Origin of the sequence: Stenotrophomonas acidaminiphila (assembly GCF_001431595.1) — a bacterium.
Lineage (GTDB): Bacteria > Pseudomonadota > Gammaproteobacteria > Xanthomonadales > Xanthomonadaceae > Stenotrophomonas > Stenotrophomonas acidaminiphila.
Genome location: NZ_LDJO01000001.1, coordinates 1 through 26,710 on the forward strand (window position 1 = coordinate 1; position 26,710 = coordinate 26,710).

Consider the following 26,710-nt stretch of genomic DNA (forward strand, 5'->3'; position numbering starts at 1 on the left):
GAAAGGCTGGCCGGTCCAATGAGAGCCAGATCTATGCCTGGGAGCAGGTGGAGCAGTTCGTCGGCCTGTACCTTGCCGACACCGACCGCGACAAGCTCGACCCCATCCTCGACACCTGCGTCGAGGAATACAAGAATGGTCGCCGGGGCGCTGGTTACGGGCATCAAGTCGGACTTGCCCGGCGACGTGATCGCCACAGTGACGGAGCCGGTCTATGACACGGCCACCGGGCGCTTCCTGCTGATTCCGCAGGGTTCGCGCATCCTCGGCCGCTACAACAGCCAGGTCAGCTACGGGCAGAGCCGCGTTCAAGTCGTCTGGAACCGGATCATCCTGCCCGACACGTCCTCGCTCACGCTCGACAACCTGGCCGGCACCCGACCCGGCCGGCTACGCGGGCCTGGAGGATGGCGTCGATTGGCATTGGGATCGCATCTTCGCCGGTGCGGTGCTGACCACGCTGTTAGGCGTCGGCGCCGAGCTGGCCGCGCCGGAGAACCGCCAGGACGGCGATCGCATCATCATCGCCGGGCGCGACAGTGCGCAGGACAGCATCAATCAGGTCGGCCAGGAGATGACCCGGCGCAACCTCAACATCCAGCCCACCTTGACCGAGCGACCGGGCCTGCCGGTTCGCATCATCGTCAATCGGGATCTCGTGCTGCGGCCGTACCAGCCGTTGTTCTTCAATCGGGGGGCTTCGCGATGAGCACGACCAAAAGGCTGCGGCTGGGGCCGCTGCCCAAGACCGAAAGCGTCAAGCTGACCTTCGCTTGCCCGGCCGGCCTGAAAGCCGACCTCGACCGCTACGCCGCGCTGCACGCGCAGACGTATGGCGAGGCGGTCGATGCAGCGACGCTGATCCCGCACATGCTGGAGGCGTTCATCGCGGGGGATCGGGGGTTTCCGGGCGGCAGGAGAAACCGGGCGCGATTGCGACAATAATTGAGTACACTCATAAATGAGCAAACTCAGTCAATCGCCATCCATGATCACGACCGACGCGCTCGCCCGACCCGGTCGGCGCGACCGCAACATGCAGGACAAGCATGGCCGCATCTTCCAGGCGGCCGCAGCGCTGTTCGAGGCGCATGGCTATGCCGGCGTCACCACGCAGGCGATCTCCGAGCGCGCCGACGTCGGCGCGGGCACGCTGTTCCGCTACGCGTCCTCCAAGGACGAACTGCTGCTGATGGTTCTTAACCAGGCGTTGCGCGCGGCGCTGGCACAGGGCGCCGCGCGGGCCCGTGGATTGCGCGACCCGGTGGACATCGCGGTGGCGATGGTCGCGCCCATCCTGCAATTGGGCGGCCGGCATGCGGAGAACCTGGCGGTCTACCAGCGCCAGCTGATGTTCGGCGCCCCGGGCGAGAAATACCGCAACGAAGGCCTGGCACTGCTGGCCGGGCTGGAGGCGGCCGTGGCCGCCGGCCTGCTCGAGCAGGCCGGCGCGCGCGGCCTGCCGGCACGCCCGGAGCTGGCGCGAGTGGCCAGCATCTCGATCTTCGGCGCTGCGCATCTGGCGGTCTCGCGCGCCTCCACCGGCGCCCATCCCGGCCATGTCCCGATGGACGACCTGCGCGCGCAGGTCCGGCAAATCGTGGACGGCTATTTCGCGGGCCTGGCTACCGAAGGGCCAGCCTAGCCCTGTTCCCTTCGATACAAGGAGTTGTGCTTTGGACAAGATTAACAAGGTGACGGTGCTGGGCACGGGCGTGCTGGGTTCGCAGATCGCGTTCCAGACCGCCTACAGCGGCTTCGAGGTATCGGTCTACGACATCGACGAGGCGGCCATCGCCAAGGCGCGGCAGCGCCTGGACGGGCTGTTCGAAACCTACGAGGAGGAGGTGGCCGGCGCCGACGGCGACAAGCTGCACGCCGCATTGGCGCGCATCGCCTTGCACACCGACCTGGGTGCGGCCGTGGCCGATGCCGACCTGGTGATCGAGGCCATCCCCGAAGTGCTGGAACTCAAGCGCCAGACCTACGCCAGGCTGGACCGGCTGGCGCCGGAGAAGACCATCTTCGCCACCAACTCGTCCACGCTGCTGCCGAGCGCGATCCAGGACGCCACCGGCCGACCCGACCGCTTCATCGCCCTGCATTTCGCCAACCAGATCTGGAAGTACAACACCGCCGAGGTGATGGGCACGCAGGACACCGACCCGAAGGTGTTCGACGCGCTGCTGGCTTTCGCCGCCGACATCGGCATGGTGCCCATCGCGCTGCATAAAGAAAAAGCGGGCTACGTGCTCAACTCGCTGCTGGTGCCGCTGCTCAACGCGGCCGCCGAGCTGGCCGCCGGCGGCTATGCCGACCCGCACGACGTGGACAAGGTCTGGCGCATCGCCACCGGCGCGCCGCTGGGGCCGTTCCAGATCTACGACATCATCGGCCTGACTACGCCCTACAACATCCTGTCCCACGGCAACACCCACACCCAGCAGCTGGCGGCCTGGCTGAAGGAGCACTACATCGACCACGGCAAGCTCGGCGTCGCCTCCGGCGAGGGCTTCTACCGCTACGACAAGACCCCGAACTGACCCCTCATAAGGAAAGGACAACGCATGTACTACAGCAGCGGCAACTACGAAGCCTTCGCCCGCCCGCGCAAGCCGGCCGGGGTGGAGAACAAGACCGCCTGGTTCGTCGGCTCGGGCCTGGCTTCGCTGGCCGGCGCGGCCTTCCTGGTGCGCGACGGACACATGCCCGGCGAGCGCATCACCATCCTGGAGCAGCAGGCGATCGCCGGCGGTGCGCTCGATGGGCTGGACGTGCCCGAGAAGGGTTTCGTGATCCGCGGCGGGCGCGAGATGGAGGACCACTTCGAGTGCCTGTGGGACCTGTTCCGCTCGATCCCCTCGCTGGAGATTGAAGGTGCCAGCGTGCTCGACGAGTTCTACTGGCTCAACAAGGACGATCCCAACTACTCGCTGCAACGCGCCACGGTGAACCAAGGCGAAGATGCGCGCACCGATGGCCTGTTCACGCTCAGCGAGCAGGCGCAGAAGGACGTGATCAAGCTGTTCCTGGCCACGCGCGAGGAGATGGAGAACAAGCGCATCGACGAGGTGCTGGGCCGCGACTTCCTCGACAGCAACTTCTGGCTCTACTGGCGCACCATGTTCGCCTTCGAGGAATGGCACTCGGCGCTAGAGATGAAGCTGTATCTGCACCGCTTCATCCACCACATCGGCGGGTTGCCGGACTTCTCGGCATTGAAGTTCACCAAGTACAACCAGTACGAGTCGCTGGTGCTGCCGCTGGTGAAGTGGCTTCAAGGCCACGGGGTGAAGTTCCAGTACGGCACCGAGGTGACCGACGTCGATTTCGACATCGCCCCGGGCCGCAAGCAGGCCACCCGCATCCACTGGAAGCGCGACGGCGCCGATGGTGGCGTGGACCTTGGCCCGGACGACCTGGTGTTCATGACCATCGGCTCGCTGACCGAGAACTCGGACAACGGCGACCACCACACCCCAGCCAGGCTCGATGAAGGCCCGGCCCCGGCCTGGGACCTGTGGCGCCGCATCGCGGCCAGGGCACCGGACTTCGGCCGCCCGGATGTGTTCGGCGCGCATATTCCCGAGACCAAGTGGGAGTCGGCCACCGTCACCACGCTGGACGCGCGCATCCCGCAGTACATCCAGAAGATCGCCAGGCGCGACCCGTTCAGCGGCAAGGTGGTCACCGGCGGCATCGTCAGCGTCAAGGATTCGAGCTGGCTGCTGAGCTGGACGGTCAACCGCCAGCCACATTTCAAGAAACAGCCCAAGGACCAGATCGTGGTCTGGGTGTACTCGCTGTTCGTGGACACGCCCGGCGACTACGTCAAAAAGCCGATGCAGGCGTGCACCGGCGAGGAGATCACCCGCGAGTGGCTGTACCACCTGGGCGTGCCGGTGGAGCAGATCGACGAACTGGCCGCGACCGGCGCCAAGACGGTGCCGGTGATGATGCCGTACATCACCGCGTTCTTCATGCCGCGCCAGGCCGGCGACCGGCCCGACGTGGTGCCGGAAGGCGCGGTCAACTTCGCCTTCATCGGCCAGTTCGCCGAGTCCCGGCAGCGCGACTGCATCTTCACCACCGAATACTCGGTGCGCACGCCTATGGAAGCGGTGTATACCCTGCTGGGTGTGGAGCGCGGCGTGCCAGAGGTGTTCAATTCCACCTACGACGTGCGCACGCTGCTGGCGGCGACCGGCCGCCTGCGCGACGGCAAGGTACTGGACATTCCCGGCCCGGCGTTCCTGCGCAACCTGCTGATGAACCGGCTCGACAAGACCCAGATCGGCGCGCTGCTGCGGGAGTTCAAGCTGGTCACCGAAGATTGAAAACGCCGCGCGTGTAGACGCACGGCCTCATGCCGGGAGGCTCCATGCACACACCTCATCCGCCTGCCGGTCAGGCAAGCACAAGCGACAAGACCACCAGCCCACAGGTGGAGCATGGCCCTGGTGCGCACGGCCCTGGCAGCGCGCACCAGGTCACGCCGTTGCACGACCCGGTCTGCGGCATGGCGGTATCCGGGGACTCGCCGCACCGCGTCGAGCATGCCGGGGCCACGCAGGTGTTCTGCAGCGCCCGCTGCCTTGAGAAGTTCGTCGCCGAGCCCGATCGGTATCTCGCGCCCGTGCAGGCGACCGCTGCGGTGCCATCCGCCCCTGGCGGGCACGGGGCACACCATGGCGAACATGCCGCACCGGCCGCTTCTGCCTCGCAGGCAACAGGGGCGCCGTCTCGCGCCGGGATGCTCTACACCTGCCCCATGCACCCGGAGATCCGCCAGGACCACCCCGGCACCTGCCCAAAGTGCGGCATGGCCCTGGAGCCGGAATTGCCCAGCCTGGAAGACGACGACAACCCCGAGCTGAAGGACTTCTCGCGCCGCTTCTGGTGGACGCTGCCGCTGTCGGTGGTGGTCATGCTGCTGGCAATGGCCGGCCACCGGCTGCACCTGTTCGACATGGCGACCCAGAGCTGGGTGGAACTGGTGCTGGCCGCGCCCGTGGTGCTTTGGGCCGGCGCACCGTTCTTCCAGCGCGGCTGGCAATCGCTGGTCCATCGCAGCCCCAACATGTGGACGCTGATCGGCCTGGGCACCGGCGCAGCCTTCGTCTACAGCGTGGTGGCCACCGTGGCGCCGGGCGTCTTCCCCGCGTCCTTCGTCTCGATGGGGCGGGTCAACGTCTACTTCGAGGCGGCGGCGGTGATCATCTCGCTGACGCTGCTGGGACAGATGCTGGAACTGCGCGCGCGTTCGCAGACCTCGGCAGCGATCAGGTCACTGCTGGGGTTGGCGCCCAAGACCGCCCGGCGCGTGCGCGAGGATGGCACGGAGGAGGACGTGCCGCTGACCCACGTGCAGGTGGGCGACCGCCTGCGCGTGCGGCCCGGCGAGAAGGTGCCGGTCGACGGCATCGTGCTCGAAGGCGCAAGCGCGCTCGACGAGTCCATGCTGACCGGCGAGCCGCTGCCGGTGACCAAGCGCGCAGGCGACCGGCTGATCGGCGCCACCCTCAACACCAGCGGCGCGCTGCTGATGCGCTGCGAGCGGGTCGGTACCGACTCCGTGCTGTCGCAGATCGTGCAGATGGTCGCCCAGGCGCAGCGCTCCAAGGCGCCCCTGCAACGCATGGCCGATGGCGTGGCCGGTTGGTTCGTGCTGGCCGTGGTCGGCGTGGCCATCGTCACCTTCTTCGCCTGGGGGCTGTTCGGCCCCGCCCAGGGCTGGGTGTTCGGCCTGATCAACGCGGTCTCGGTGCTCATCATCGCCTGCCCGTGCGCGCTGGGCCTGGCCACGCCGATGTCGATCATGGTGGCGACCGGGCGCGGCGCCAGCCAGGGCATCCTGTTCCGCGACGCGGCGGCCATCGAGAACCTGCGCAAGGTCGACACGCTGATCGTGGACAAGACCGGCACGCTGACCGAGGGCCGCCCGGCCTTCGACCGGGTGGTGCCCGCCGAGGGCTTCGCCGCCGAGGAGGTGCTGCGCCTGGCGGCCAGCCTGGACCAGGGCAGCGAGCACCCGCTGGCCGACGCCATCGTCCGCCAGGCGCGCGAACAGGGCATCGCCTTGGATGCGGTGGAGCAGTTCGACTCGGGCTCGGGCATCGGCGTGCAAGGCCGCGTCGCCGGCCGTTCGCTGGCGCTGGGCAACACCGCGCTGATGGCCCGGCTCGGCGTGGCCGTCGAGGTGCTGGCGGCGCCGGCCGAGGCCCTGCGCCGGGAAGGCGCCAGCGTCATGCACCTGGCCGTGGAGGATCGGCTGGCCGGGCTGCTGGCCGTTTCCGACCCGGTCAAGGCGAGTACGCCCGAAGCCCTGTCGGCGCTGCACGCGGCGGGTATCCGCATCGTCATGGCCACCGGCGACGGCGTGACCACCGCCCGCGCGGTGGCCGCGCGCCTGGGGATCGACGAGGTGCACGGCGAGGTCAAGCCCGAGGACAAGCTGGCGCTGGTCGAGCGCCTGCAGGCCGAGGGTCGGGTGGTGGCGATGGCCGGCGACGGCATCAACGACGCCCCGGCGCTGGCGCGCGCCGACGTCGGCATCGCCATGGGCACCGGCACCGACGTGGCGATGAACAGCGCCCAGGTGACCCTGGTCAAGGGCGATTTGCGCGGCATCGCCGTGGCGCGCGGGCTGTCGCAGGCCACGGTGGCCAACATGCGCCAGAACCTGGCGTTCGCGCTGGTCTACAACGGCCTGGGCGTGCCGCTGGCCGCCGGCGTGCTTTACCCGCTGACCGGCTGGCTGCTCTCGCCGATGTTCGCGGCCCTGGCCATGAGCCTGAGCTCGGCCTCGGTGGTGGGCAATGCGCTGCGGCTGCGCGCCCAGCGTATCAATCCAGGCCGAACTGGCTGATCCCGCACATGCTGGAGACGTTCATCGCGGGGATCGGGTTTCAAGAAGAGGCGCATTCCACAGGCACGATCGCCAAAACACAGCGAATGGGAAAACCCCTTTCTCATGGCTTCAGCAAGACCTTGCCCTTGCGCCCCGGTTGCAGGCTGGCGGCCGCGGCCTGGGCTGCATCGGCCAGGTCGTAGATCGCCTCGACCGGCAGCAACAGTTCACCGGCCAGCGTGCGCTGCAACAGTTCGCCCACCAGCCGGCGCTTGTCATCCGCCGACAAAGCCTGGCTGACCTTGCTGCCCCAGAAACCCTTGACCGTGGCCTGCTTGAAGATGAGTGAGCCCGAGTCGATCTGCATCGGCTCTCCTGCCATCGTGCCGAAGGAAACAAGCGTGCCGCCTTCGCCCAGCAGGCCCAGCAGCGCTGCACTGGCCGCGCCGCCGATGGAGTCGACGGCCGCGTGGGCCAGGGTGGAGCCAAGGAGCGCGCGGGCGCGTTCCTGCCACTCCGGCTGCGCAGTGGAAATGACGTTGCCGATGCCCAGGGCCGCCAGTTCGTCCACGCCCGCGTCGCGGCGCACCAGACTCAGCACCTGCACACCGCGTGCGGCGGCCAGCATGGCCAGCGTCTTGCCGACCGCGCCGTTGGCCGTGTTCTGCACGATCCACTGGCCCGGCTCGGCGTGCAGGAACTCCAGCAGCATCAACGCACTGAGCGGCATGGCGATGAGCTGCGCGGCGGTCTCGTCGGGCAGGGCCTGCGGCACCGGCACCAGCAGCCGCGCCGGGGCCAGGAAGTACTCGGCCCAGGTACCGTGTGCCGAGGCCACGGCAACACGCTGGCCGACGGTGGCGCCTTCGACACCCTCGCCCAGTGCATCGACGATGCCGACCGCCTCGCTGCCGCCGATGGCGGGAAGTTCCGGCTTGTAGCCGTAGCGGCCGCGGATCGTCCACAGGTCATGGTTGTGGATCGGCGCCAGCGAGGTCTTGATGCGGACTTCGCCCGCGCCAGGCTGCGGCACCTGACGGTCGCCGAGTTCGAGGACGTCGGCAGGCTCGCCAAATGTGGTGTGGATGGCACTGCGCATGATGCTGTTCTCCTGCTCAGGCCACGGAAACATGCAGGCGCACGTCGATATTGCCGCGCGTGGCATTTGAATACGGACACACCTGATGCGTGGCCTCCACCAGCTTGCGCGCAGCGGCCTCGTCCAGGCCCTGAACTTCCACATGCAAGTCCACGTCCAGTGCATAGCCGCCGGTGGCCGTCTGGCCGATGCCGACCTCCACCGAGGTGCGCGTCCCGGTCGGCGCCAGGCCCAGTTGCTTGGCGGCCACGGGCAAGGCGTTGTCGAAGCAGGCGGCGTAGCCCATGGCGAAAAGCTGCTCGGGGTTGGCGCCGGTCTTGCCGGAACCGGGCGTGGCCAGGTCGAGCGCCAGGCTGCCGTCGTCCAGCGCGGTGCGGCCGGAACGGCCGCCCGTGGCGGTGGCGCGGGTCTTGTAGAAGATCTTCATGGCTGGCTCCTGTTGGATGAGAGAGGCAAAGGATGAAAGCGGAACGTCACGCAACGCCGGCGAGCGCGGCCTGCGCCTGCGCCAGCGCGTCGGCATACGGTGCGCGCAAGCGCAGGTTGGACGCGCCATCGGCGCTTTGCACCACCACGGCCTTGGCGTAGCTGAAGCGACGGAAGCCGTGGATGCCGTGGTAGGCGCCCATGCCGGACGGGCGCACGCCGCCGAAAGGCACGCTTTCGACCACGGCATGCGTCATCACGTCGTTGATGACCGCGGCGCCGGAGGTGGTGCGGTCGAGAAACGCCTGCTGCCTGGCTGGATCGTTTCCGAAGTAATAGGCCGCCAGCGGACGCGGATGCGCGTTGTCTGCATTCATGACGCTTCTACGTCCCGCGCCAGCAGGGACAACAGCGCCTGGGCCACGCCCTCGGAACTGCCTGGGTTCTGCCCGGTGACCAGGCGGCCATCGGTGACGACGTGCGCCTGCCAGTCCGGGCCCTTCTGGTAGTGGCCGCCCAAGCGGATGAATTCGTCTTCGATCAGGAATGGCACGACGGCGCTCAGACCCACGGCCGCTTCCTCGCTGTTGGTGAAGCCGGTGACACGGCGTCCCGCGACGAGCGGCTGGCCGTTCGCTGCACGCACCTTCACCAGCGCGCCCGGCGCGTGGCAGACCAGGCCCAGCGGTTTGCCGGCGCGCTCGAAGGCTTCGAGCAAGGCGATGGAGGCGGGATCGTTGGCCAAATCCCACAACGGGCCGTGGCCGCCGGGGTAGAACACCGCATCGAAATCCGCGGCGTCCACCTGCGCAAGCGGTACGGTGGCAGCCAGGGCCGCTTGCGCCTGGACGTCCTGGCGAAAGCGTTCGGTCGCGGCCGTTTGCGCATCGGGTTCGTCGCTCTTGGGATCCAGCGGCGGCTGGCCGCCTGCGGGCGAAGCCAGCGTGATGGCGGCGCCGGCGTCCTTGAACACGTAGTAGGGGGCGGCGAACTCCTCCAGCCAGAAACCGGTCTTGTGGCCGGTATCGCCCAGGCGGTCGTGGGAAGTGAGTACGAACAGGATTTTCATAAAAAGCTCCAGGCGTTATCGGGAAAGTGCTTGGTCGGCCGCGATGTGCCGTGCCGTGCCGCAGGCCAGCAACTGCCCCGTGGCGTCGCGCGCCTGCGTCAAAGGCGTCTTGTCCTGGCTCAACTTCGCCAGCAGCGCCGCGCCCAGCCACATCTGGTAAAGCACCCGGGCCAATGCCGGCGATGGTGAGCCAGCAGGCAAGGAGCCGTCCGCGCGGGCTTCGTCGATCAGTGCCGCGATCCTTGCCAGAAGCCGTTGCACACCGGCATCGAGTACCCGGCGCATGTCTTCGGAAAGGTCGGCCACTTCCGCCGCCAGCTTCACCACCAGGCATTCGTCGGCCCATCCCTGTGCCGGATCGGCGGGATCTGCGATCCAGGCATCCCAATACCGCATCAGGCGCTCGTTGCCGTTGCCGGGCACCGAAAGCAGGCCATCGAGCTTGCGCGCGTAGCCATCGACGTACTGTTGCAGCAGCTCGCACCCGAAGGCTTCCTTCGACGGGAAGTAGTGATAGAACGAGCCCTTGGGCACGCCGCAGGCCTTGAGGATTTCGAGCAGCCCCAACGCGGAAAACCCTTTGTGCAGCACGAGCCGGTGCCCCGTATCGAGGATGTGCTGGCGTGTCGCTTCGGCTTTCTTGGTCAGGTGCATGCTGGGCATTATGCATTAAAATAGACCGGTCGTCTACATCTCGGATTCAATCAACACGAAGACAGCCATAGCGCCTATCGGTCCCGCAGCCCTCGCGGAGTAAACCGGCTTTGGCCGGCGCGTCGGGCCGCCTCGATCAGCGCCGTGCTGGCCGGGCTGTCCTTGCCGGCGAAAGCGTAGAAGCGCGCCGTCGCCAATTCCGACAAGGCCAATGCAAAGCTTGAGCACGACAAGGCGCTGTCCAACGCAGTGATGTCGCTGATGGCCGACCACATCGAGCTATTCAAGCAGTTCAGCGACAATCCCGGCTTCAAGACTTGGCTTACAGATGCCAGCTTCAGGGCGACCTATCACCCACCAGCAGGTCCGTAGGTCAACCTGCTGACTTCGCGTGGTTGGTTTACGGGATCGCCCCCCCCCGGCGCATGCCCACGCACGCAGACGCAGACTGCGGCAGCCTCGACGCCAGACACCCCAACGGAGGTGTCGCCGCGCCAGAGGTCGGTTGACACAGCGGTGATCCAGCACTAAACCCAGCCAACATGCCCGTCGGACAGGGGTAATAAGCCTGTCTGCTTGAGCACGTGGTTGTAGTAACTGTTGAGCCGCGGTAGTTGCTACTTCCCGGCGCAGGTGGTCTCACTAGCGAGTTGATACAAGTAGTCCGCCCACGCCTGCATCATTTTTTTCCGCTCCGCCAAGTGCGCGGTGCGGTTATAGGCCCGCCCAAGCGGATCCCGGACTGCATGGGCAAGCTGGTGCTCGATGAAGTCCGGTCGGAACCCAAGCACCTCGTCCAGCACGGTACGAGCCATTGCGCGGAAGCCGTGCCCAGTCATCACGCTCCCGTCGTAGCCCATTGTCCGTAGGGCCACGTTGATTGTGTTCTCGCTCATAGGCCTGGACGCGCCGCGGACACTTGGAAAGACGTACTCGCTCCGCTGTGTCAGAGGGTGGAGCTCCCGGAGGATCGCAATTGCTTGGGTTGCCAAGGGGACGATATGGGGCGTCTTGGTCTTCGAGGCCGTATAACGCCACTCAGCGCCCTCCAGGTCGATGTCAGCCCATCGGGCGCTTCGCAGCTCACCTGGGCGAACGAAGAAGAGCGGAGCGAGCTTGAGGGCGGCTGTGGTGACTGGCGAGCCCTGGTAGGCATCGATGGCCCTAAGCAGCTCCCCGATCTTTGCGGGCTCCGTCAGTGCGGCAAGATGGGTTGTCTTCGGTTGCTCCAGAGCGCCCGTCAGGTCGGCCGCGGGGTTCCGCTCAGCGCGGCCGGTGGCGATGGCGTAGCGGAACACCTGGCCCGCGTGCGCTCGGGCGCGGTGGGCGGTCTCTATCACTCCGCGACGCTCAAGCTTTCGCAACGCATCCAGAAGCAGCGGCGCAGTCACTTCTGTGATCGGCAAGTCTCGGATGCCGGCCATGTCCTTCTCGATCAGTCGGCGCTCGCGCTTTACAGACTGAGGGCTCAACCCCTCCTTGGCGCGCTTCTCCAGCAACTCCAAGCCAACGGCGCCGAAGGTGGTCGCAGCCTGCCCGGCCTTTGTGATGCGCTCTACGCGAGCCACGTGCGCAGGATTCGCGCCAGATCGGACCAGGGCCCGAAGTCGGTCTCGCTCTGCACGAGCGTCGGCCAGCCCCATGGTTGGGTATTCGCCAAGGGTGATCATGCTCGCCTGGCCGGCGTGCCGGTAGCGGTACCGCCAGACTTTGGCGCTACTCGGGCGTACCTCGAGGCATAGGCCCTGAGCATCAGCGACGCGATACGCGCGCTCACGCGGCTTCTGGGCTCGGATCTTGGTGTCAGTGAGCATGTGAGTCAGCGATGTGTGAGTCAGCCGATGGAGGGGGGCTGATTGACTCACAGCGTGACTCACTTCCTGGGCGGATTCAACTGGACGACCATGGACAGCGGTGAGCGATAAGCCAAGTAAAATGCTTGCTCTGAAGTTGTCGAGTGGACTGCTCTGGACGTCAATGGATGGCTATTTGGTGGGCCCACCAGGATTCGAACCTGGAACCAAAGGATTATGAGTCCTCTGCTCTAACCGTTGAGCTATAGGCCCGCTGCCGGTGGGCAAGTGTAGTGGAGGCCGCGGCAGGCGGCCACCGCCGGCGGCTCCGGCATGCGCGGCTCAGTGCGTGGACTGCGAGTACGGGCGGGCGTCGGGCCGGGTGCCCCAGTCGCGGTTGGGCGTGGCCTGCATCGTGAAGCGCAGCTCGCCGCCGGCCATGATCTCGTCGTGGCGCAGGAACGCACGGTCCAGCGGCTTGCCTTCGAGGGTGACGCTGCCGATGTAGGGATGGGCCTCGTCCAGGTTCTCGGCGATGAGGGTGAAGTGCTTGCCGTTGGGCAGGTTCAGGCGCGCACGCGGCAGGAACGGGCGGCCGATGATGTACTCGTTGCTCCCCGGCGCGACCGGGTAGAAGCCCAATGCGGTGAACACGTACCACGCCGACATCTGCCCGAGGTCGTCGTTGCCGGCCAGGCCGTCCGGGCGCGGCGCGTACTGGGTGTCCATGATCCGCTTCAGCCGGGCCTGGGTGCGCCACGGCTGGCCGGCGTAGGCATACAGGTAGGCGACGTGGTGGCTGGGCTCGTTGCCGTGCGCGTACCAGCCGATCAGGCCGGTGATGTCTTCCATGTGCTCGAACACCGCCGGGTCCACCTTCGCATCGAACACCTCGTCGAGCCGTTGCAGCAGCCTGTCCGCACCGCCGTGCGCGGCGGCCAGCCCGGCCACGTCCTGTGGCACGTACCACGAGTACTGCCACGCATTGCCTTCGGTGTAGTCGCTGCCGTAGCCGCTGGCGGCCGGATCGAACGGCTCGCGGAAGCTGCCGTCGCGCCTGCGCGCGCGCATGAAGCCGGTGGACGGATCGAAGGCGTGTTTCCAGTTGCCGGCGCGCTTGGTGAATTCCGCGGCGATATCGTCCCGCCCCATGGCCCTGGCCATGCGCGCGATGCTCCAGTCGTCGTAGGCGTACTCCAGGGTCTTGCTCGCCGCCTCGCCTTCCTCGTCGATCGGCACCCAACCCAGTTCGCGGTACTGGGCGATGCCGTCATAGGGGCCGTAGTCGGCACTGGCGACCATCGCCTGCAGCGCCTCGTCGGCGTCGAAACCACGGATGCCCTTCATGTAGGCATCGGCGATCACCGGCACCGCGTGGTAGCCGATCATGCACCACGTCTCCAGGCCGTGGAACGACCATACCGGCAGGATCCCGTAGGGGCTTTCGCGGCGCGCGGCCAGCAGCGAGTTGACCATGTCGCTGCTGCGCCGCGGCGGCTGCAGCAGGGTCATCAGCGGGTGCAGCGCGCGATAGGTGTCCCACAGCGAGAAGGTCGAATAGTGGGTCCAGCCCTGCGCCTGGTGCACGGCGTTGTCGGGGCCGCGGTAGCGGCCATCGCTGTCCATGAACAGGGTCGGGCCGAGCATGCTGTGGTACAGCGCGGTGTAGAACGCGGTGCGCTGCGCCGGCGGTGCGTCCACCTCCACCGCCGCCAGCGCCTGCGCCCACTGCGCACGCGCGGCGGCGCGGATGCCGTCGAAATCCCACCCGGGCGCTTCGGCATCGAGGTTGGCGATCGCGCTGTCCTCGCTGACCGGCGAGATCGACACCTTGACCAGCAGTGGCTCGCGGCCGCCGGGGCCGAAGTCGAAACTGCCGACCAGTTGCCGGCCCTCGATCTGCGCACGCGCGCCCGGGTCCTTGTCCGCCGGCGGCGGGAAGCCACGGTAGACGACATCGCTTTCGGTGTCGTGGAAAGCGTGACCGCGCAGCGGCCGCGAGAAGCGCATGGCGAAGTACAGCTGCCGTCCCGGCGCCCAGCCGCGGGTCTGGCGGTAACCGGTCACGGTGCCATCCGCACGCAGCCGCAGGCGCGACCACAGGATCTTGCCCGGGTAGTCGTACATGCTGGTGCGCAGGTCGACCAGCACATGCGCCGGCCGCTCCGCGGGGAAGGCATAGCGGTGCATGCCCACGCGCGCGCTGGCGGTGAGTTCGGCGCGCACCCCGGAGTCGTCCAGGGTGACGGCGTAGTAGCCCGGCTCGGCGCGCTCGCTGCGGTGGTCGAAGCGCGAGGTGTAGCCGCTGCCCGGCCGGGCGACGTCGCCACGCTCGTACTTCACCTCGCCGCTGAGCGGCATCAGCAGCACGTCGCCCAGGTCGGAGTGGCCGGTGCCGGAGAAGTGGGTATGCGAGAAGCCGACGATGGTGGTGTCGTCATGCCGGTAGCCGGCGGCCCAGCCATAGCCGTCCCTGCGCGACCGGATCTGCGTGTCGGGGCTGAGCTGGACCATGCCGTGCGGCACCGTCGCGCCCGGATAGGTGTGGCCCTCGCCACCAGTGCCGATGAACGGGTCGACCGCCGCCAGTGCGCGCTCGCCGGCACTCTCGCCGGCCATCGCCGTGCCTGCCAGCAGCACCAGCGCGACCATCCACTTCGCCTGTCCGACTGCCATTGCCCGTCCCCTTGGATCGATCCAATTCCCATCGAAGATAACATCCGTCGCCATCGCGGTAACGGCGCGGCGCCACAAAACGAAAAGGCCCCGCGATGCGGGGCCTTCTCTTCGGTGCCGCGGCGGGGCCGCAGGCCGGTCAGTCGATGTCGAGGAAGCTGCGCAGCTGCTCGGAACGGCTGGGGTGGCGCAGCTTGCGCAGCGCCTTGGCCTCGATCTGGCGGATGCGCTCGCGGGTGACGTCGAACTGCTTGCCGACCTCTTCCAGGGTGTGGTCGGTGTTCATGTCGATGCCGAAGCGCATGCGCAGCACCTTGGCTTCCCTCGGGGTGAGGCCGGCCAGCACGTCGCGCACGGTTTCAGACAGGTTGATGTTGGTGGTGTTGTCGATCGGGGACTCCACGTTGGTGTCCTCGATGAAGTCGCCCAGATGCGAATCCTCGTCGTCGCCGATCGGGGTTTCCATCGAGATCGGCTCCTTGGCGATCTTCATCACCTTGCGGATCTTGTCTTCCGGCATGTCCATTTCCTTGGCCAGCTCCTCCGGCGTGGCCTCGCGGCCGTACTGCTGGAGCATCTGGCGGGAAATGCGGTTGAGCTTGTTGATCGTCTCGATCATGTGCACCGGGATGCGGATGGTGCGCGCCTGGTCGGCGATCGAGCGGGTGATCGCCTGGCGGATCCACCAGGTGGCATAGGTCGAGAACTTGTAGCCGCGGCGGTACTCGAACTTGTCCACGGCCTTCATCAGGCCGATGTTGCCCTCCTGGATCAGGTCCAGGAACTGCAGGCCGCGGTTGGTGTACTTCTTGGCGATGGAGATCACCAGGCGCAGGTTGGCCTCGACCATTTCCTTCTTGGCCTTGCGCGCCTTGGCCTCGCCATAGGCCATGACCCGGCTGATTTCCTTCAGCTCGTCCAGGCTCAGGTGCGATTCCTTCTCCACGTCGAGCGTGGCCTGCTGCTCGGCGACGATCTGGTCCTTGACGTCACGCAGTGCCGAGGACCACTTCTGCTTGCGCTTGATCGCGTCCTCGACCCATTCCAGGTTGGTCTGGTTGCCTTCCCAGGAGCGGATGAAGTCCTTGCGCGGCATGCGCGCGGTGACCGTGGCCAGGTGCAGCACGCGGCGTTCCTGGGCCTTGATCCGGCCCATGGTGTCGCGCAGCAGGCGCACCAGCACGTCGGTCAGCGGCAGCGGCAGCTTCAGGGTGACGAAGGTGGCCGACAGCTCCTCGCGCAGCTTGGCCTGCGTCTTGAGGTCGCCCTTGGCGTGGGCCTTCTTGAACTTGGCCAGGTCGCTGGCCAGCTGCTCCATGCGGTTGGCCACTTCCACCGGGTCCGGACCGGTCGGGCCGGTATCCTCGTCGCCGCCGACATCGTCCTCGTCCTCGTCGGCCTCGGCATCGCTGTCGTCGGACGCGTCGTCGCTGTCGGTGGCGGCCGGCGCCGGCTCTTCCTCGACCAGGTCGTTGAAGCCGACGATGATCTCGGCCAGGCGCTTCTTGCCTTCCTTGTGCAGCTCGTAGTCGGCCAGCACCGCCTCGACCGCGGGCGGGAAGGTGCCCAGTGCAGCCTGCACCTGGCCCAGGCCTTCCTCGATGCGCTTGGCGATGGCGATCTCGCCTTCGCGGGTCAGCAGCTCGACCGTGCCCATCTCGCGCATGTACATGCGCACCGGGTCGGTGGTGCGGCCACCTTCGGTGTCGAGTGCGGTAAGTGCGGCAGCGGCTTCCTCGGCGGCGGTATCATCCACCTCGCGGTTGCCGGTGTTGCCATCGCTCAGGATCAGCGTGTCGGCATCGGGCGCCACTTCATGGACATCGATGCCCATGCCGGTGATCAGGCCGATGATGTCTTCGATCTGCTCCGGATCGACCATGTCGTCGGGCAGGTGATCGTTGACTTCGGCGTAGGTCAGGTAGCCCTGTTCCAGGCCCTTGCTGATCAGTTGTTTGATATCGGACTGCTGGGCAGGACGTTCGTTGGCCATGTAGTGCTCGCGCCACCGGCTGGGGAAAGATAGAGAACCTACTATTATACCAGCGCAGCATAACGCTTGCCGGGCGGTGGTTTCACGGCGCGTCAGGGTCTGAGCAGGAAGGTCACCGGTCCATCGTTGACCAGGCTGACCACCATATGGGCCCCGAAGCGGCCGGTTTCCACCCCGCCTGCGTGTTTTTCACGGCAGATCGCCACCAATCGGTTGAATAGCCGTTCAGCCTCGGCCGGCGCCGCGGCGGTGCTGAAGCCCGGGCGCATGCCCGAACGGGTGTCGGCGGCCAGGGTGAACTGGCTGACCAGCAGCAGGCCGCCCCCGGTATCGCGCAGGGAACGGTTCATCCTGCCTGCATCGTCGGCGAAAACCCGGTATCCCAGCAGGCGCTCGGCCATCCGCGCCAATGCCGCCTCGTCGTCGCCCGGTTCCACGCCGACCAGCACCAGCACCCCCGGGCCGATCTGCCCGACCACTTCCTCCCCGACCGTGACCGACGCCTGGGTGACGCGCTGGATGAGGGAAAGCATGCGGGCTCCTGGCAAGGGGGAGCGGGCACGATATACCGCCCGGCACCGGCTGCGGGCAGGCGCTGCGGCGGCGCGGCCAGGTCCGCCACCCCGGCGGGCTAAACTTGCACGGATGAAACCGGAACGCACCGCCTCGCTGTACTACCGCCTCGCCACCGGACTGACCGCGCTGCCCTGGCGCTGGCAACGCGCCCTGGCCGACGGCCTGGCCTGGCTGTGGCGGCGGCTGGATGCGCGCGAAAGCCGGGTGACGCGGCGCAATCTCGAGCTGGCCTACCCGGAGCTGTCCGCGCCGCAGCGCGCGCGCCTGCACCGCGACATCCTCAGGACCACCGCCCGCCAGGCGCTGGAGACCCTGTACCTGTGGACCCACGATCCCGCCACCAACCTGGCCCGGCACCTGCGCGAACGCCACGGCCAGGCGCTGTACGACGCGGCGCGAGCCTCCGGCAAGGGGGTGATCGTGGTCGCCCCGCACTACGGCAACTGGGAGCTGCTGAACCAGTGGCTGGCTTCGCGCGGGCCGTTCGCCTTCGTCTACGCCCCGCCCGAAAGCCCGGCCGGCAACGCCTTCCTGCAACTGGCCCGTGGCGGCGACAACGTGCGCCAGGTGCGCGCCGAAGGCCCGGCGGTACGGCAGCTGTTCAAGGTGCTCAAGGACGGCGGCACGGTCGCCATCCTGCCCGACCAGCAGCCGAAGAACGGCGACGGCGTGTTCGTTCCGTTCTTCGGCGTGCAGGCGCTGACCATGACCCTGGTCAACCGCCTGGCCGAACGCACCGGTGCCACCGTGCTCTATGCCTGGTGCGAACGGATCGGCCCGGACATCGAGTTCGCCCTGCACGTGGAACCGGCGCCGGCTTCGATCGCCGACCCCGACCTGCAGGTCGCCGCCGGTACGCTGAGCGCGGGCATCGAAGCCATCGCCCGGCGCGATCCGGCGCAATACCAGTGGACCTACAAGCGCTACACGCTGCGCCCGCCCGGCAGCGGCGAAAGCGACCCGTACGCCACCGAGCGCCACCCGCATTGAATGCGCATGCATGATGCCCCTGCAACACTGCGTCACCCCCGCGATCGATTGAATCGCCGGGCGCCGACCCCATTAGGTTGCCGATGAACGCCACATCCCCCTCCCCCGCTGCCGCCCTTCCCTGCTTCGGCGAGACCGCGGCGATCCGTTGCGAACGCGCCGCCGCCGAACTGCGTGCAGGGCGGCCGCTGGTGATCGCCGAGGGCGACCGCCGCCTGGCCACGATGGCGCTGGACAGCGCCTCGCCGGCCGGCTTCGCCGCGTTCGCCCGGGCCGCGGACGACCGCCATTACCTGTTCCTGACCAGCCCGCGGGCGCGGACGCTGGGCATCGACAGCGCCCACGGCATCCGCATCGCACTGGCAGGGCAGGACTTCGACACCCTGGCGGCGCTGGCCTACCTGCGCGACACACCCTCACCCGGCGGCCTTCCCAGCGAAGGCGACGCCCTGGATGCCGCCGCCGTCGAAGTGGCGCGCCTGGGCCTGCTGCTGCCGGCACTGGTCTCGACCACCCTGCATGCCGGCGACAGTGCGTTCGACGGCTGCCTGCACCTGGCCCTGGACGACCTGCGCTGCGGCGCCGCCCAGGCCGGCCAGGACTACGAGCTGGTGACGCGCTCGCCGGTGCCGCTGCGCGATGTCGGCATGACCGAGTTCGCGGTGTTCCGCGGCGGGGTGGCCCAACGCGACCAGGTCGCGGTCATCGTCGGCAGCCCCGACCTGCAGGGGGTGGTGCCGGTACGCGTGCACTCCTCGTGCCTGACCGGCGACCTGTTCGGTTCGCTCAAGTGCGATTGCGGCGACCAGCTGCGGCGCGCCCTGCGTACGCTCAAGGAACTGGGCGGCGGCATCCTGCTGTACCTGGACCAGGAGGGCCGCGGCACCGGCATCGCCGCCAAGATGCGCGCCTACGGCTACCAGCACGAAGGCCTGGACACCATCGACGCCGACGCGCAGCTGGGCTTCGGCGCGGACGAGCGCCGCTACGGCAGCGCGATCGCCATGCTGCGGGGCCTGGGCGTGCAGCGCATCCAGCTGCTGACCAACAACCCCACCAAGGTGCAGCACCTGCGCAACGCCGGCATCGAAGTGCTGGGCTGCATCCCGGTCACCGGACAGATCACCCCCGAGAACGAGCAGTACCTGCGCACCAAGGCCGCGCGGGCCGGCCACCACCTGGATGTCGACGCGCTGATCATGTCCGCGCAGTGACCGCGGCCGTGCCGCGCGGATGACGGACCTCCCGGCGTCCCTGTATGGTCGCGCCATGATCGAACCGCCAAGCCTCCCCACCCTGCCTTCCGCCACGGACGACTGGCAGCCGCTGCCGGCCCGCGGCGCGCCCTTCGCCGCGATCGGCACGGGGCTGGCATCGATGGCCGTGCTGCTGCTGGCCAGCGGCGTGCTGTCGCTGGTACTGCGCAATCCCTGGTGGCTGCCGAGCATGCTGGCCGCCGCCGGCGTCGGCCTGCTGGGCGGGGCCTGGATCGGCTGGCGCCGCCATCGCCGCACGTTCTGGCGGCTGGACCCGCAGGCGCTGGGCGTGCGCCGCGGCCACCTGTGGCAGAGCGAAAGCCACGTGCCGGTGTCGCGCGTGCAGCACCTGGACCTGCGCCGCGGCCCGCTGCAGCGCGCCGCCGACCTGGCGACCCTGGTCGTGCATACCGCGGGCACCCGGATGAACACCGTCGCCATCGCTGGGCTGGCGCAGGAAGACGCCGAGCGCCTGCGCGACCGGCTCGCCCGCCAGCTCGACCACGACGACGCACTGTGAGCCTGCACGACACACCGGACGAGCCCCGGGAGCAGCGCCTGCATCCCTGGTCGTGGCTGTTCGAGCTGCAGCAGCACCTGCAGCAGTTCCTGCTGCCGCTGGTGGCGCTGCTGTTCTTCGGCAGCCGTCGCCAGGATGGCGAGTGGCCGTTCCACCTGGTCACCCTGGCAGTGCTGCTGGCCATGGCCGGCAGCGCGCTGCTGCAATACCTGACCTACCGCTACCGGATCGGCGATGACGCACTGACCGTGCGCAGCGGCATCCTCGAGCGCACCCGCCGCGAGATCCCGTTCGCGCGCATCCACAACGTGGTCGTGCACCAGAACCTGCTGCACCGCCTGTTCGGCGTGGCCGAACTGCGGCTGGAGTCGGCCGCTGGCAACAAGCCCGAAGCGCAGATGCGGGTGCTGCGGCTGGAACAGGCGCTGGAACTGGAACGGCTGATCCGCCAGGGCGGCACCCGCGTGCCGCTGGCCGCGGACAGTACCCAGGCCGCTCCCGGTACGCTGCTCGAACTGCCGCTGCCGGAACTGGTGCGGCTGGGGCTGATCTCCAACCGCGCGCTGGTGGTGGCCGCCGCCGCCATCGGCGCCGTCTGGCAGATGTTCCCGCGCGAGGTCGCGGAGGATTTCGTCCGCGACCAGGGCCGGCAGGCAATGGGCTATGCCAGCCAGCTGCAGCTGGACAGCGTGCCGCTGGCCGGCACCGTCGCCGTCGTCCTGTTGCTCGGGCTGCTGCTGATGGCGGCGATGTCCATCGCTCTGGCGATCGTGCAGTACCACGGCTTCCGCCTGAGCGAGGCCGAGCGCCGGCTGACCGTCGAGCGCGGCCTGCTGACCCGGCTGCGCAGCAGCGTCGCGCACCGCCGCATCCAGGCCTGGACCCTGCGCGAAGGCGTGATGCACCGCCTGTTCCGGCGTCGCCAGCTGCGCGTGGACATCGCCAGCGGCGGTGGCCAGGAGCAGGAGGGCCGGGCCCTGAAGGAGCTGGCACCGGTGGCCGCGCCCGCCGCCTGCGACGCACTGCTGCAGCATCTGCTGCCCGGCGTGCAGTGGCCGCCCGCGCAATGGCAGGCGGTGTCGATGCGCGGCTGGTGGCGGCTGTGCCTGCCGGCGCTGATCATCGTCGCGGCGGCCACGGCACTGGGCTGCCGCCAGTTCGGCGCCTGGGGCCTGCTGCCCCTGCTGTGGCTGCCCTGGTCGGCGCTCAATGCGCATCGCCAGGTCGCACGCATGGGCTACAGCATCGACCCGCAGCGGGTCGCGATACGCGGCGGATGGTGGAGCCGCTGGTGGCGCGTGGCCGAGCTGGACAAGCTGCAGGCGCTGCGCCTGGACCGCTCGCCGCTGGACCACTGCTTCGGCACCGCCACGCTCACCCTGGATACCGCCGGCGCTCTCGGCTCGCCGCCGCTGCGCCTGCATTTCCTCGAGGCCGCGCGCGCCCGCGAACTGATGGAGCATCTGGGGCGGGAGATGGCTCGACGCCGTCTGCGCTGGTAGCGGCACCCGCGCGGGCAGGGCCCGGCCCCCGCCCGGTGCGACCTGCGCGCCCGGCGGCCTATGCCCGCGAAGGCCCCCAGTAGCCCAGCTCGCGGCGGATCTGCAGGCCGCGCCAGATCGCGCCCAGCGGCTTGCGCCCGGGCTTCCCCAGGCGGCCGGCGATGAAATCCTCGGTGGCGGCGATCACCCGCTCGGACGAACGCCCGTCGCGATACGGATGGATCGAATCGGCATAGCGGGTGATTTCCGCCAGCAGCGCCGGCTCGGGCGACAGCGCGCGCGCCAGCATGTCGGGCAGGCGCCGCGGGTCGTCGAAATCGAGCATGTGCGGCTGTGGCACGCGGTTGCGGAAGGTCACCACCGGTTTGTGCTGGACGATGAACTCCGAGACGATCGACGAAGTGTCCGACACCAGCACATCGGCGGCGCGCTGCGCGGCCATCAGCTGTTCCGGTTCGATGAAGCACGCATTGGCGCCGGCCAGCGCACGGTAGCGCTCGAAAAGCTCCGGCGCGCACTTGGGGTGCAGGGTCAGCAGCCAGTAGCGTTCGCCGCCGGCGATGTCGGCGGCGATGCTGTCGTACAGGTGCGGCGCCGCACTGAGGCGCTCGGTGAAGGTGGAACCGAACAGCACCACCGCGCGTCCGCCGGCCGCCGCGCGCAGGCTGGCGGCCTGCCCGCCGTCATCGCGGAACAGCGGGTCGAGTTTCGGCCAGCCGGTTTCCTTCACCACGAAATGCCGCTCGCGCGCGGCCAGTTCCTGGAACGGCCGCGTCGTCGCCGGCCCCTGCGTGCAGTACAGGTCGAACAGGCCGCGCACCCGGAAATGGCCGCGGGCGTCCTCGCGCTTCTGCACGTTGAAGCCATGGAACAGCTGCACCTTGGCCCCGGCCACGAACGGCGGCACCCAGTTGGCGGCGCTGAGCACCGCGCGTGGCCGCATCGCCAGCGCCTGCTGCAGGCCGATGGCCGGTACGCCTGCCAGGGTCGCCCCGGCCGCGCCGCCCTCGAACCAGGCCGCGACCGCGTGGCCGTCCGCGTGCAACGCCTGCGCCAGAGGCGCGAGAATAGGCAGCGCATAGCGCTCCGTCGCAAACAGCAGGTATCCGGCCATCACCATGTCCTCTTCGACCGCTCCCACCGAACGGCCTCGCATCACGGCCTGCATTATCGCGTTCAACGAAGCCGCACGCATCGGCGACTGCCTGGCCTCGCTGGCGTTCTGCGACGAGATCGTGGTGGTGGATTCGTACTCCAGCGACGCCACCGTGGCCATCGCCGAAGCAGCCGGCGCGCGGGTGCTGCAGCGCGCGTTCGACGGATTCCGCAGCCAGAAGGCGTACTGCGTGGAGCAGGCCCGCCACGACTGGGTGCTGTGCCTGGACGCCGACGAGCGTGTGGGTACCGAACTCCGGCACGCCATCGAGCAGGCCCGGGACACCGGGTTCGACGGTGCGGCCGGCTACCGGTTCGCCCGCCTGTCCGAGTACTTCGGCCGGTTCCTGCGCCACGGCAACGCCTACCCGGACCGCGTGCTGCGCCTGTTCGACCGCCGTCGTGGCGGTTGGCGCGGCGCGCGCGAGATCCACGAGGCCGCCAGCGTCGATGGCCCGGTGCGCACGCTGCGCGGCGACCTGGTCCACTACCCCTATCGTTCATTCGAACAGCAGCTGGCCAAGACCCAGCGCTACGCGCGGATGATGGCCGAGCACGAGTTCGCCCGCGGCAAGCGCGCCACCCTGGGCAAACTGGTACTGGCGCCGGCCTGGCGCTTCTGGCGCGGCTGGCTGCTGCGCGGCGGCTTCCGCGACGGCTGGCACGGCCTGGTGTATGCCTACGTGCGCGCCAACTACGTGCGGCAGAAGACCATCATGCTGTGGCTGCTGCAGAACGGCCGGAACGTGGCCGATCCGCCGCGCGATCAGCCCTGAACCGGCTGCCTCAGCCGCGGACCGGCTGCCGCTGTTCGGCGGTCCGCTGCCCTGGCTGCCGCTGCTCGTTCTGCCGGCGGTAGCGCTCGGAGGCCGCCACCAGCGACAGGCCCGTAAGCACGCCCACCAGGGTGGCATAGGTGCTGACGGTTATCTGGTGGGCGAACATCGACTGGGTCACGCCGCACAGGATGTAGGCCACCACCACCATCACCCCGGCCGCTGCCGGGCCGCGGAATCCGTCCACGCCGCTATGGCGATGCAGGTGGATGAAGAGCCACAGCGGCAGGCCGTAGATGCACAGCAGCAGCAGCAGGCCGGGGATGCCCTGGGTGGCGCCCCACTCGGCGATGTCGTTGTGCGCGTGCCCCAGGTGGCAGCGCGCCTCCACCGCCTGCGGCAGCCGGCAGTCCGGCAGGCGCTGCATGGCGATGTCGAACTTGCCGATGCCCACGCCCGTCCATGGATGCTCGCGGAACGTGTCCCAGGCCACCTGCAGCCGTTCCAGGCGTGCACCGGCCGACGAGTCCACGTCTCCGGCCTCGATGCGCTGCACGTCGCTGTGCAGTTCGGTCAGGCGGGTAAGCTCGCGCAGTTGCGGGACCGCCAGCACCAGCGTCGCCGCAACCAGCAGCAGCCCGGCCAGCGACACCAGGCGCAGGCGTCCGCTGCCGCGGCGTATCGACAGCGTCATCGCCACCAGCAGTGCCAGCAGCGCCGGCCATACGCCGCGGCTGCCACTGAGCAGGATCACCGTGCCACCAGCCGCCATGCCCAGCGCGATCCAGCCCCAGCGCCCCGGGGGACGACAGAACACCAGCAGGATCATGAGCACCAGGGTGACATCGGCCAACACGATGGAATTGGTCCACGCCTCCGCACGCGGCCAGCCCTGGACCACCTGGTAAGCGGCGATGGCCAGGGTCGCGAACAGGCCGAACAGCGCGCCCCACCACAGCATTTCCTGACGGGGCCGGAACGCGCATACCCACAGCAGCACCCAGGGCATGGCCAGGAACCGGGTGCGGTAGCCTTCATCCCTGAACGCCTCGGCGGACTGCCACGACGACACCAGCGACGAGGCCAGCGCCGCCACGGTCAGGGCCAACAGCAGGTAGCCGATGACGCCGGCACGCACGCGCCACAGGTCGGAAAACCCCCGCGCACTGGTCAGCAGCAGTACCAGGGCAAACGGCAGCACGTTGAAGGGCGTGCTCACCATCGCCGCCGGCAACAGGAACAGCCCTGCCGATGCCAGCATGCCCAATGCGTCTTTCCGCTCAAGACCAGTGGTCGCGGTATACGTCAGATTGCGTGCCATCCTTGCAACTCTGGGACCAACGCCATGAATCATTCCCTACCAGACACGCCACGACCGGCGTCCATGGCCCTTGCGGTCGTGGATACCACCCCGGCCTAGACAACCGGGGGACAATACCACGCCTGTATGATTGTCCTTAACAGGCGGCTTCCTCCCGGCGATATCTCCTCAATGAAACGCATCCTGGTCACCGGCGGCGCCGGCTTTCTCGGTTCGCACCTGTGCGATCGCCTGGTCGGCAGCGGCCACGATGTGCTCTGTGTCGACAATTTCTTCACCGGCAGCAAGCGCAACGTCGCGCACCTGCTGGGCAACCCCGGCTTCGAGCTGATGCGCCACGACGTGACGTTCCCGCTCTACGTCGAGGTGGACCGCATCTTCAACCTCGCCTGCCCGGCTTCGCCCATTCATTACCAGCACGACCCGGTCCAGACCACCAAGACCAGCGTGCATGGGGCGATCAACATGCTGGGCCTGGCCAAGCGCCTGGATGCGCGCATCCTGCAGGCGTCCACCAGCGAGGTGTATGGCGACCCCGAAGTGCACCCGCAGCAGGAGGGCTACTGGGGCCGGGTCAATCCGATCGGCCTGCGCAGCTGCTACGACGAGGGCAAGCGCTGCGCGGAAACGCTGTTCTTCGATTATTTCCGCCAGCACGCGCTGGACATCAAGGTGGTGCGCATCTTCAACACCTACGGCCCGCGCATGCACCCCAGCGATGGGCGGGTGGTCAGCAACTTCATCGTGCAGGCGCTCAAGGGCGAGGACATCACCATCTACGGTGACGGCAGCCAGACCCGCAGCTTCTGCTACGTGGACGACCTGGTCGATGCCATGGTCCGCATGATGGACAGCGAGCGCGGCTTCACCGGGCCGGTCAACATCGGCAATCCCGGCGAGTTCACCATGCTGGAACTGGCCGAGAAGGTGATCTCGCTGGTTGGCGGCAGCTCCAGGCTGGTGTTCCAGCCCCTGCCGCAGGACGACCCGAAGCAGCGCCAGCCGGACATCGCGCTGGCCCGCTCGGCCCTGGACTGGGAGCCGAAAGTGGCGCTGGACGACGGCCTGAGGGAGACCATCGCCTATTTCCGCCAGGTGCTGGCGGCATGAGCATCGCGGCCACCACGTTCTCGGTCGTCATCACCAGCTACAACTACCTGCAGTTCGTCGTGGAGGCGGTGGAGAGCGCGCTTGCGCAGACCCGGCCGGCCGCGCAGGTCATCGTCGTCGACGATGGCTCCAGCGATGGCTCGCCGGCCATGCTGCAACAGCGCTACGGCGCCGATCCGCGCGTGACCCTGCTGTTCGGCGAGAACGAGGGCCAACTGGCCGCGTTCCAGCGCGGCACGGCCGCCGCCAGCGGCGACGTGGTCTGCTTCCTGGATGCCGACGACCGCTGGAAACCGCAGTACCTGGAGAAGATCGGCGCGGTCTACGACGCACGGCGCGATGTCGATTTCGTGTTCAGCGACCTGCGCACCTTCGGCATCGACAACCAGGACATCCTGTACGAGGACAGCAAGGCGCCGATCGACCTGGGCTACACCGCGATCAGCACCTACTTCTTCGTCACCTGGTACGGCGCACCGACCTCGGCGCTTTCCCTGCGCCGGCGCTGGGCGGACACCGTGCTGGACCTGCCGCCCAGTTTCCGCAAGCAGTGGAAGCTGTGCGCCGATGCCTGCCTGGTCCACGGTGCCAGCATCCTGGGCGCGCGCAAGTTCTACCTGCCGACCGGCTGCGTCGAATACCGGACCCACGGCAGCAACGGCTGGTGGGCGACCCGCCAGGAGCCGGCCTCGCTGCACCTCAACGGCCTGCGCAACTACGGGATCGTCCGCCACTACGCATGGCGCAGCGGGCTGGACGACAACTGCTGCGTGCTCAGCAAGAACGAGTACCGCACCAAGCCCGCACCGACGCGCAAGGAGCGCAAACGCTATGCGTCGCTGGCCCTGCGCGGCGATGCGCCGTGGTGGAAGCGTTACGAGCGCGCGGCCAGCATCCTGTTCGGGCACAGGCGCGGCCGCTGAAAGCCGGGCCTCCCGCGCGCC

24 protein-coding genes, 1 tRNA gene and 1 pseudogene are annotated in these 26,710 nt (G+C 68.3%); 14 read left to right on the top strand and 12 right to left on the bottom strand.

What is annotated here, in order from left to right:
* From ABB33_RS18840 to ABB33_RS00030, 7 genes and pseudogenes are all read left to right on the top strand, one after another.
* On the top strand, positions 1 to 218 hold a 218-nt coding region (locus ABB33_RS18840; protein WP_162531818.1), incomplete at its 5' end, for a hypothetical protein.
* A pseudogene (locus ABB33_RS00005) lies at positions 136 to 709 on the top strand (TraB/TrbI/VirB10 family type IV secretion system protein); the annotation flags it as partial. The gene ABB33_RS18840 and the pseudogene ABB33_RS00005, both read left to right, overlap by 83 nt.
* Positions 706 to 945 carry a DUF2274 domain-containing protein gene (locus ABB33_RS00010; protein ID WP_033474861.1) on the top strand — a complete coding sequence of 80 codons (240 nt, stop codon included), beginning with the start codon at positions 706 to 708 and terminating at the stop codon, positions 943 to 945. The pseudogene ABB33_RS00005 and the gene ABB33_RS00010, both read left to right, overlap by 4 nt.
* Before the next feature lie 43 nt (positions 946 to 988).
* Positions 989 to 1,645: a TetR/AcrR family transcriptional regulator gene (locus ABB33_RS00015; RefSeq protein ID WP_198421470.1), complete on the top strand. Its 657-nt coding sequence runs from the start codon at positions 989 to 991 to the stop codon at positions 1,643 to 1,645.
* Between the two features lie 31 nt (positions 1,646 to 1,676).
* A complete protein-coding gene (locus tag ABB33_RS00020) occupies positions 1,677 to 2,543 on the top strand; it encodes a 3-hydroxyacyl-CoA dehydrogenase (protein WP_054661665.1) in 867 nt (288 codons plus the stop codon).
* 24 nt (positions 2,544 to 2,567) lie between these two features.
* Positions 2,568 to 4,337, top strand: a complete 1,770-nt coding sequence (locus tag ABB33_RS00025) for an oleate hydratase (RefSeq protein WP_033474863.1) — start codon at positions 2,568 to 2,570, stop codon at positions 4,335 to 4,337.
* Between the two features lie 29 nt (positions 4,338 to 4,366).
* Entirely contained in the window at positions 4,367 to 6,868 is a 2,502-nt protein-coding gene (locus ABB33_RS00030) for a heavy metal translocating P-type ATPase (RefSeq protein WP_380609824.1), read from the top strand.
* A 103-nt stretch (positions 6,869 to 6,971) separates the two neighbouring features.
* Here ABB33_RS00030 and ABB33_RS00035 read toward each other — a convergent pair whose 3' ends face one another.
* The 10 genes from ABB33_RS00035 to dtd form a co-directional block, all read right to left on the bottom strand.
* Complete coding sequence (locus ABB33_RS00035) at positions 6,972 to 7,949, bottom strand: zinc-binding dehydrogenase (RefSeq protein ID WP_033474915.1); 978 nt, start codon at positions 7,947 to 7,949, stop codon at positions 6,972 to 6,974.
* A 16-nt stretch (positions 7,950 to 7,965) separates the two neighbouring features.
* Positions 7,966 to 8,376 carry an organic hydroperoxide resistance protein gene (locus tag ABB33_RS00040; protein WP_033474864.1) on the bottom strand — a complete coding sequence of 137 codons (411 nt, stop codon included), beginning with the start codon at positions 8,374 to 8,376 and terminating at the stop codon, positions 7,966 to 7,968.
* A 46-nt stretch (positions 8,377 to 8,422) separates the two neighbouring features.
* Positions 8,423 to 8,752, bottom strand: a complete 330-nt coding sequence (locus ABB33_RS00045) for an aldehyde dehydrogenase family protein (RefSeq protein WP_033474865.1) — start codon at positions 8,750 to 8,752, stop codon at positions 8,423 to 8,425.
* Positions 8,749 to 9,444 (bottom strand): type 1 glutamine amidotransferase domain-containing protein, encoded by a 696-nt coding sequence (locus ABB33_RS00050; protein ID WP_033474866.1) that lies wholly within the window; start codon positions 9,442 to 9,444, stop codon positions 8,749 to 8,751. Before ABB33_RS00050 ends, ABB33_RS00045 begins: the two co-directional genes overlap by 4 nt.
* 15 nt (positions 9,445 to 9,459) lie before the next feature.
* Positions 9,460 to 10,098 (bottom strand): TetR/AcrR family transcriptional regulator, encoded by a 639-nt coding sequence (locus ABB33_RS00055; RefSeq protein ID WP_081044035.1) that lies wholly within the window; start codon positions 10,096 to 10,098, stop codon positions 9,460 to 9,462.
* Positions 10,099 to 10,715: 617 nt separating this feature from the next.
* Positions 10,716 to 11,912: a tyrosine-type recombinase/integrase gene (locus ABB33_RS00065; RefSeq protein ID WP_054661656.1), complete on the bottom strand. Its 1,197-nt coding sequence runs from the start codon at positions 11,910 to 11,912 to the stop codon at positions 10,716 to 10,718.
* Between the two features lie 176 nt (positions 11,913 to 12,088).
* Positions 12,089 to 12,164: transfer RNA gene (locus ABB33_RS00070), tRNA-Ile, on the bottom strand.
* Positions 12,165 to 12,233: 69 nt separating this feature from the next.
* Positions 12,234 to 14,543, bottom strand: coding sequence for a GH92 family glycosyl hydrolase (locus ABB33_RS00075; RefSeq protein ID WP_380609840.1), 2,310 nt, complete (start codon positions 14,541 to 14,543; stop codon positions 12,234 to 12,236).
* 163 nt (positions 14,544 to 14,706) lie between these two features.
* Positions 14,707 to 16,560, bottom strand: a complete 1,854-nt coding sequence (gene rpoD / locus ABB33_RS00080; RefSeq protein ID WP_054661650.1) for an RNA polymerase sigma factor RpoD — start codon at positions 16,558 to 16,560, stop codon at positions 14,707 to 14,709.
* A gap of 92 nt (positions 16,561 to 16,652) precedes the next feature.
* Positions 16,653 to 17,093 (bottom strand): D-aminoacyl-tRNA deacylase, encoded by a 441-nt coding sequence (gene dtd, locus ABB33_RS00085; RefSeq protein WP_056930728.1) that lies wholly within the window; start codon positions 17,091 to 17,093, stop codon positions 16,653 to 16,655.
* Between the two features lie 112 nt (positions 17,094 to 17,205).
* Here dtd and ABB33_RS00090 point away from each other — a divergent pair, with 112 nt between their 5' ends.
* From ABB33_RS00090 to ABB33_RS00105, 4 genes are all read left to right on the top strand, one after another.
* Positions 17,206 to 18,126: a lauroyl acyltransferase gene (locus ABB33_RS00090; protein ID WP_056930729.1), complete on the top strand. Its 921-nt coding sequence runs from the start codon at positions 17,206 to 17,208 to the stop codon at positions 18,124 to 18,126.
* 83 nt (positions 18,127 to 18,209) lie between these two features.
* Positions 18,210 to 19,340 (top strand): GTP cyclohydrolase II RibA, encoded by a 1,131-nt coding sequence (ribA, locus tag ABB33_RS00095; RefSeq protein ID WP_056930730.1) that lies wholly within the window; start codon positions 18,210 to 18,212, stop codon positions 19,338 to 19,340.
* Positions 19,341 to 19,395: 55 nt separating this feature from the next.
* Positions 19,396 to 19,902, top strand: coding sequence for a PH domain-containing protein (locus tag ABB33_RS00100; protein ID WP_182212671.1), 507 nt, complete (start codon positions 19,396 to 19,398; stop codon positions 19,900 to 19,902).
* Positions 19,899 to 21,404: a PH domain-containing protein gene (locus ABB33_RS00105; RefSeq protein WP_082594909.1), complete on the top strand. Its 1,506-nt coding sequence runs from the start codon at positions 19,899 to 19,901 to the stop codon at positions 21,402 to 21,404. The genes ABB33_RS00100 and ABB33_RS00105 overlap by 4 nt, the downstream gene beginning before the upstream one ends.
* Positions 21,405 to 21,462: 58 nt before the next feature.
* Here the strand turns inward: ABB33_RS00105 and ABB33_RS00110 are convergent, their stop codons facing one another.
* Entirely contained in the window at positions 21,463 to 22,521 is a 1,059-nt protein-coding gene (locus ABB33_RS00110; protein WP_182212890.1) for a CDP-glycerol glycerophosphotransferase family protein, read from the bottom strand.
* Position 22,522: 1 nt separating this feature from the next.
* Here ABB33_RS00110 and ABB33_RS00115 point away from each other — a divergent pair, with 1 nt between their 5' ends.
* Positions 22,523 to 23,335, top strand: a complete 813-nt coding sequence (locus ABB33_RS00115) for a glycosyltransferase family 2 protein (RefSeq protein ID WP_054661634.1) — start codon at positions 22,523 to 22,525, stop codon at positions 23,333 to 23,335.
* A gap of 10 nt (positions 23,336 to 23,345) precedes the next feature.
* On the opposite strand, the gene ABB33_RS00120 is transcribed toward ABB33_RS00115, so the two are convergent.
* Positions 23,346 to 24,596, bottom strand: a complete 1,251-nt coding sequence (locus ABB33_RS00120; RefSeq protein ID WP_225546672.1) for an O-antigen ligase family protein — start codon at positions 24,594 to 24,596, stop codon at positions 23,346 to 23,348.
* A gap of 231 nt (positions 24,597 to 24,827) precedes the next feature.
* On the opposite strand from ABB33_RS00120, the gene ABB33_RS00125 reads away from it, so the two are divergent.
* Positions 24,828 to 25,766 (top strand): UDP-glucuronic acid decarboxylase family protein, encoded by a 939-nt coding sequence (locus ABB33_RS00125; RefSeq protein ID WP_054661631.1) that lies wholly within the window; start codon positions 24,828 to 24,830, stop codon positions 25,764 to 25,766.
* Positions 25,763 to 26,689 carry a glycosyltransferase family 2 protein gene (locus ABB33_RS00130; RefSeq protein WP_054661628.1) on the top strand — a complete coding sequence of 309 codons (927 nt, stop codon included), beginning with the start codon at positions 25,763 to 25,765 and terminating at the stop codon, positions 26,687 to 26,689. Before ABB33_RS00125 ends, ABB33_RS00130 begins: the two co-directional genes overlap by 4 nt.
* The last annotated feature ends 21 nt before the right edge of the window (positions 26,690 to 26,710 follow it).

What these genes read in the sequence shown, in the direction of transcription:
- ABB33_RS00120 (WP_225546672.1), bottom strand. Translation starts at nt 24,596, where the DNA reads ATGCTGGCATCGGCAGGGCTGTTCCTGTTGCCGGCGGCGATGGTGAGC.
- dtd (WP_056930728.1), bottom strand. Translation starts at nt 17,093, where the DNA reads ATGCTTTCCCTCATCCAGCGCGTCACCCAGGCGTCGGTCACGGTCGGG.
- ABB33_RS00050 (WP_033474866.1), bottom strand. Translation starts at nt 9,444, where the DNA reads ATGAAAATCCTGTTCGTACTCACTTCCCACGACCGCCTGGGCGATACC.
- ABB33_RS00130 (WP_054661628.1), top strand. Translation starts at nt 25,763, where the DNA reads ATGAGCATCGCGGCCACCACGTTCTCGGTCGTCATCACCAGCTACAAC.
- rpoD (WP_054661650.1), bottom strand. Translation starts at nt 16,560, where the DNA reads ATGGCCAACGAACGTCCTGCCCAGCAGTCCGATATCAAACAACTGATC.
- ABB33_RS00115 (WP_054661634.1), top strand. Translation starts at nt 22,523, where the DNA reads ATGTCCTCTTCGACCGCTCCCACCGAACGGCCTCGCATCACGGCCTGC.
- ABB33_RS00075 (WP_380609840.1), bottom strand. Translation starts at nt 14,543, where the DNA reads ATGGTCGCGCTGGTGCTGCTGGCAGGCACGGCGATGGCCGGCGAGAGT.
- ABB33_RS00010 (WP_033474861.1), top strand. Translation starts at nt 706, where the DNA reads ATGAGCACGACCAAAAGGCTGCGGCTGGGGCCGCTGCCCAAGACCGAA.
- ABB33_RS00015 (WP_198421470.1), top strand. Translation starts at nt 989, where the DNA reads ATGATCACGACCGACGCGCTCGCCCGACCCGGTCGGCGCGACCGCAAC.
- ABB33_RS00100 (WP_182212671.1), top strand. Translation starts at nt 19,396, where the DNA reads ATGATCGAACCGCCAAGCCTCCCCACCCTGCCTTCCGCCACGGACGAC.
- ABB33_RS00030 (WP_380609824.1), top strand. Translation starts at nt 4,367, where the DNA reads ATGCCGGGAGGCTCCATGCACACACCTCATCCGCCTGCCGGTCAGGCA.
- ABB33_RS00040 (WP_033474864.1), bottom strand. Translation starts at nt 8,376, where the DNA reads ATGAAGATCTTCTACAAGACCCGCGCCACCGCCACGGGCGGCCGTTCC.
- ABB33_RS00065 (WP_054661656.1), bottom strand. Translation starts at nt 11,912, where the DNA reads ATGCTCACTGACACCAAGATCCGAGCCCAGAAGCCGCGTGAGCGCGCG.
- ribA (WP_056930730.1), top strand. Translation starts at nt 18,210, where the DNA reads ATGAACGCCACATCCCCCTCCCCCGCTGCCGCCCTTCCCTGCTTCGGC.
- ABB33_RS00045 (WP_033474865.1), bottom strand. Translation starts at nt 8,752, where the DNA reads ATGAATGCAGACAACGCGCATCCGCGTCCGCTGGCGGCCTATTACTTC.
- ABB33_RS00125 (WP_054661631.1), top strand. Translation starts at nt 24,828, where the DNA reads ATGAAACGCATCCTGGTCACCGGCGGCGCCGGCTTTCTCGGTTCGCAC.
- ABB33_RS00055 (WP_081044035.1), bottom strand. Translation starts at nt 10,098, where the DNA reads ATGCACCTGACCAAGAAAGCCGAAGCGACACGCCAGCACATCCTCGAT.
- ABB33_RS00090 (WP_056930729.1), top strand. Translation starts at nt 17,206, where the DNA reads ATGAAACCGGAACGCACCGCCTCGCTGTACTACCGCCTCGCCACCGGA.
- ABB33_RS00035 (WP_033474915.1), bottom strand. Translation starts at nt 7,949, where the DNA reads ATGCGCAGTGCCATCCACACCACATTTGGCGAGCCTGCCGACGTCCTC.
- ABB33_RS00025 (WP_033474863.1), top strand. Translation starts at nt 2,568, where the DNA reads ATGTACTACAGCAGCGGCAACTACGAAGCCTTCGCCCGCCCGCGCAAG.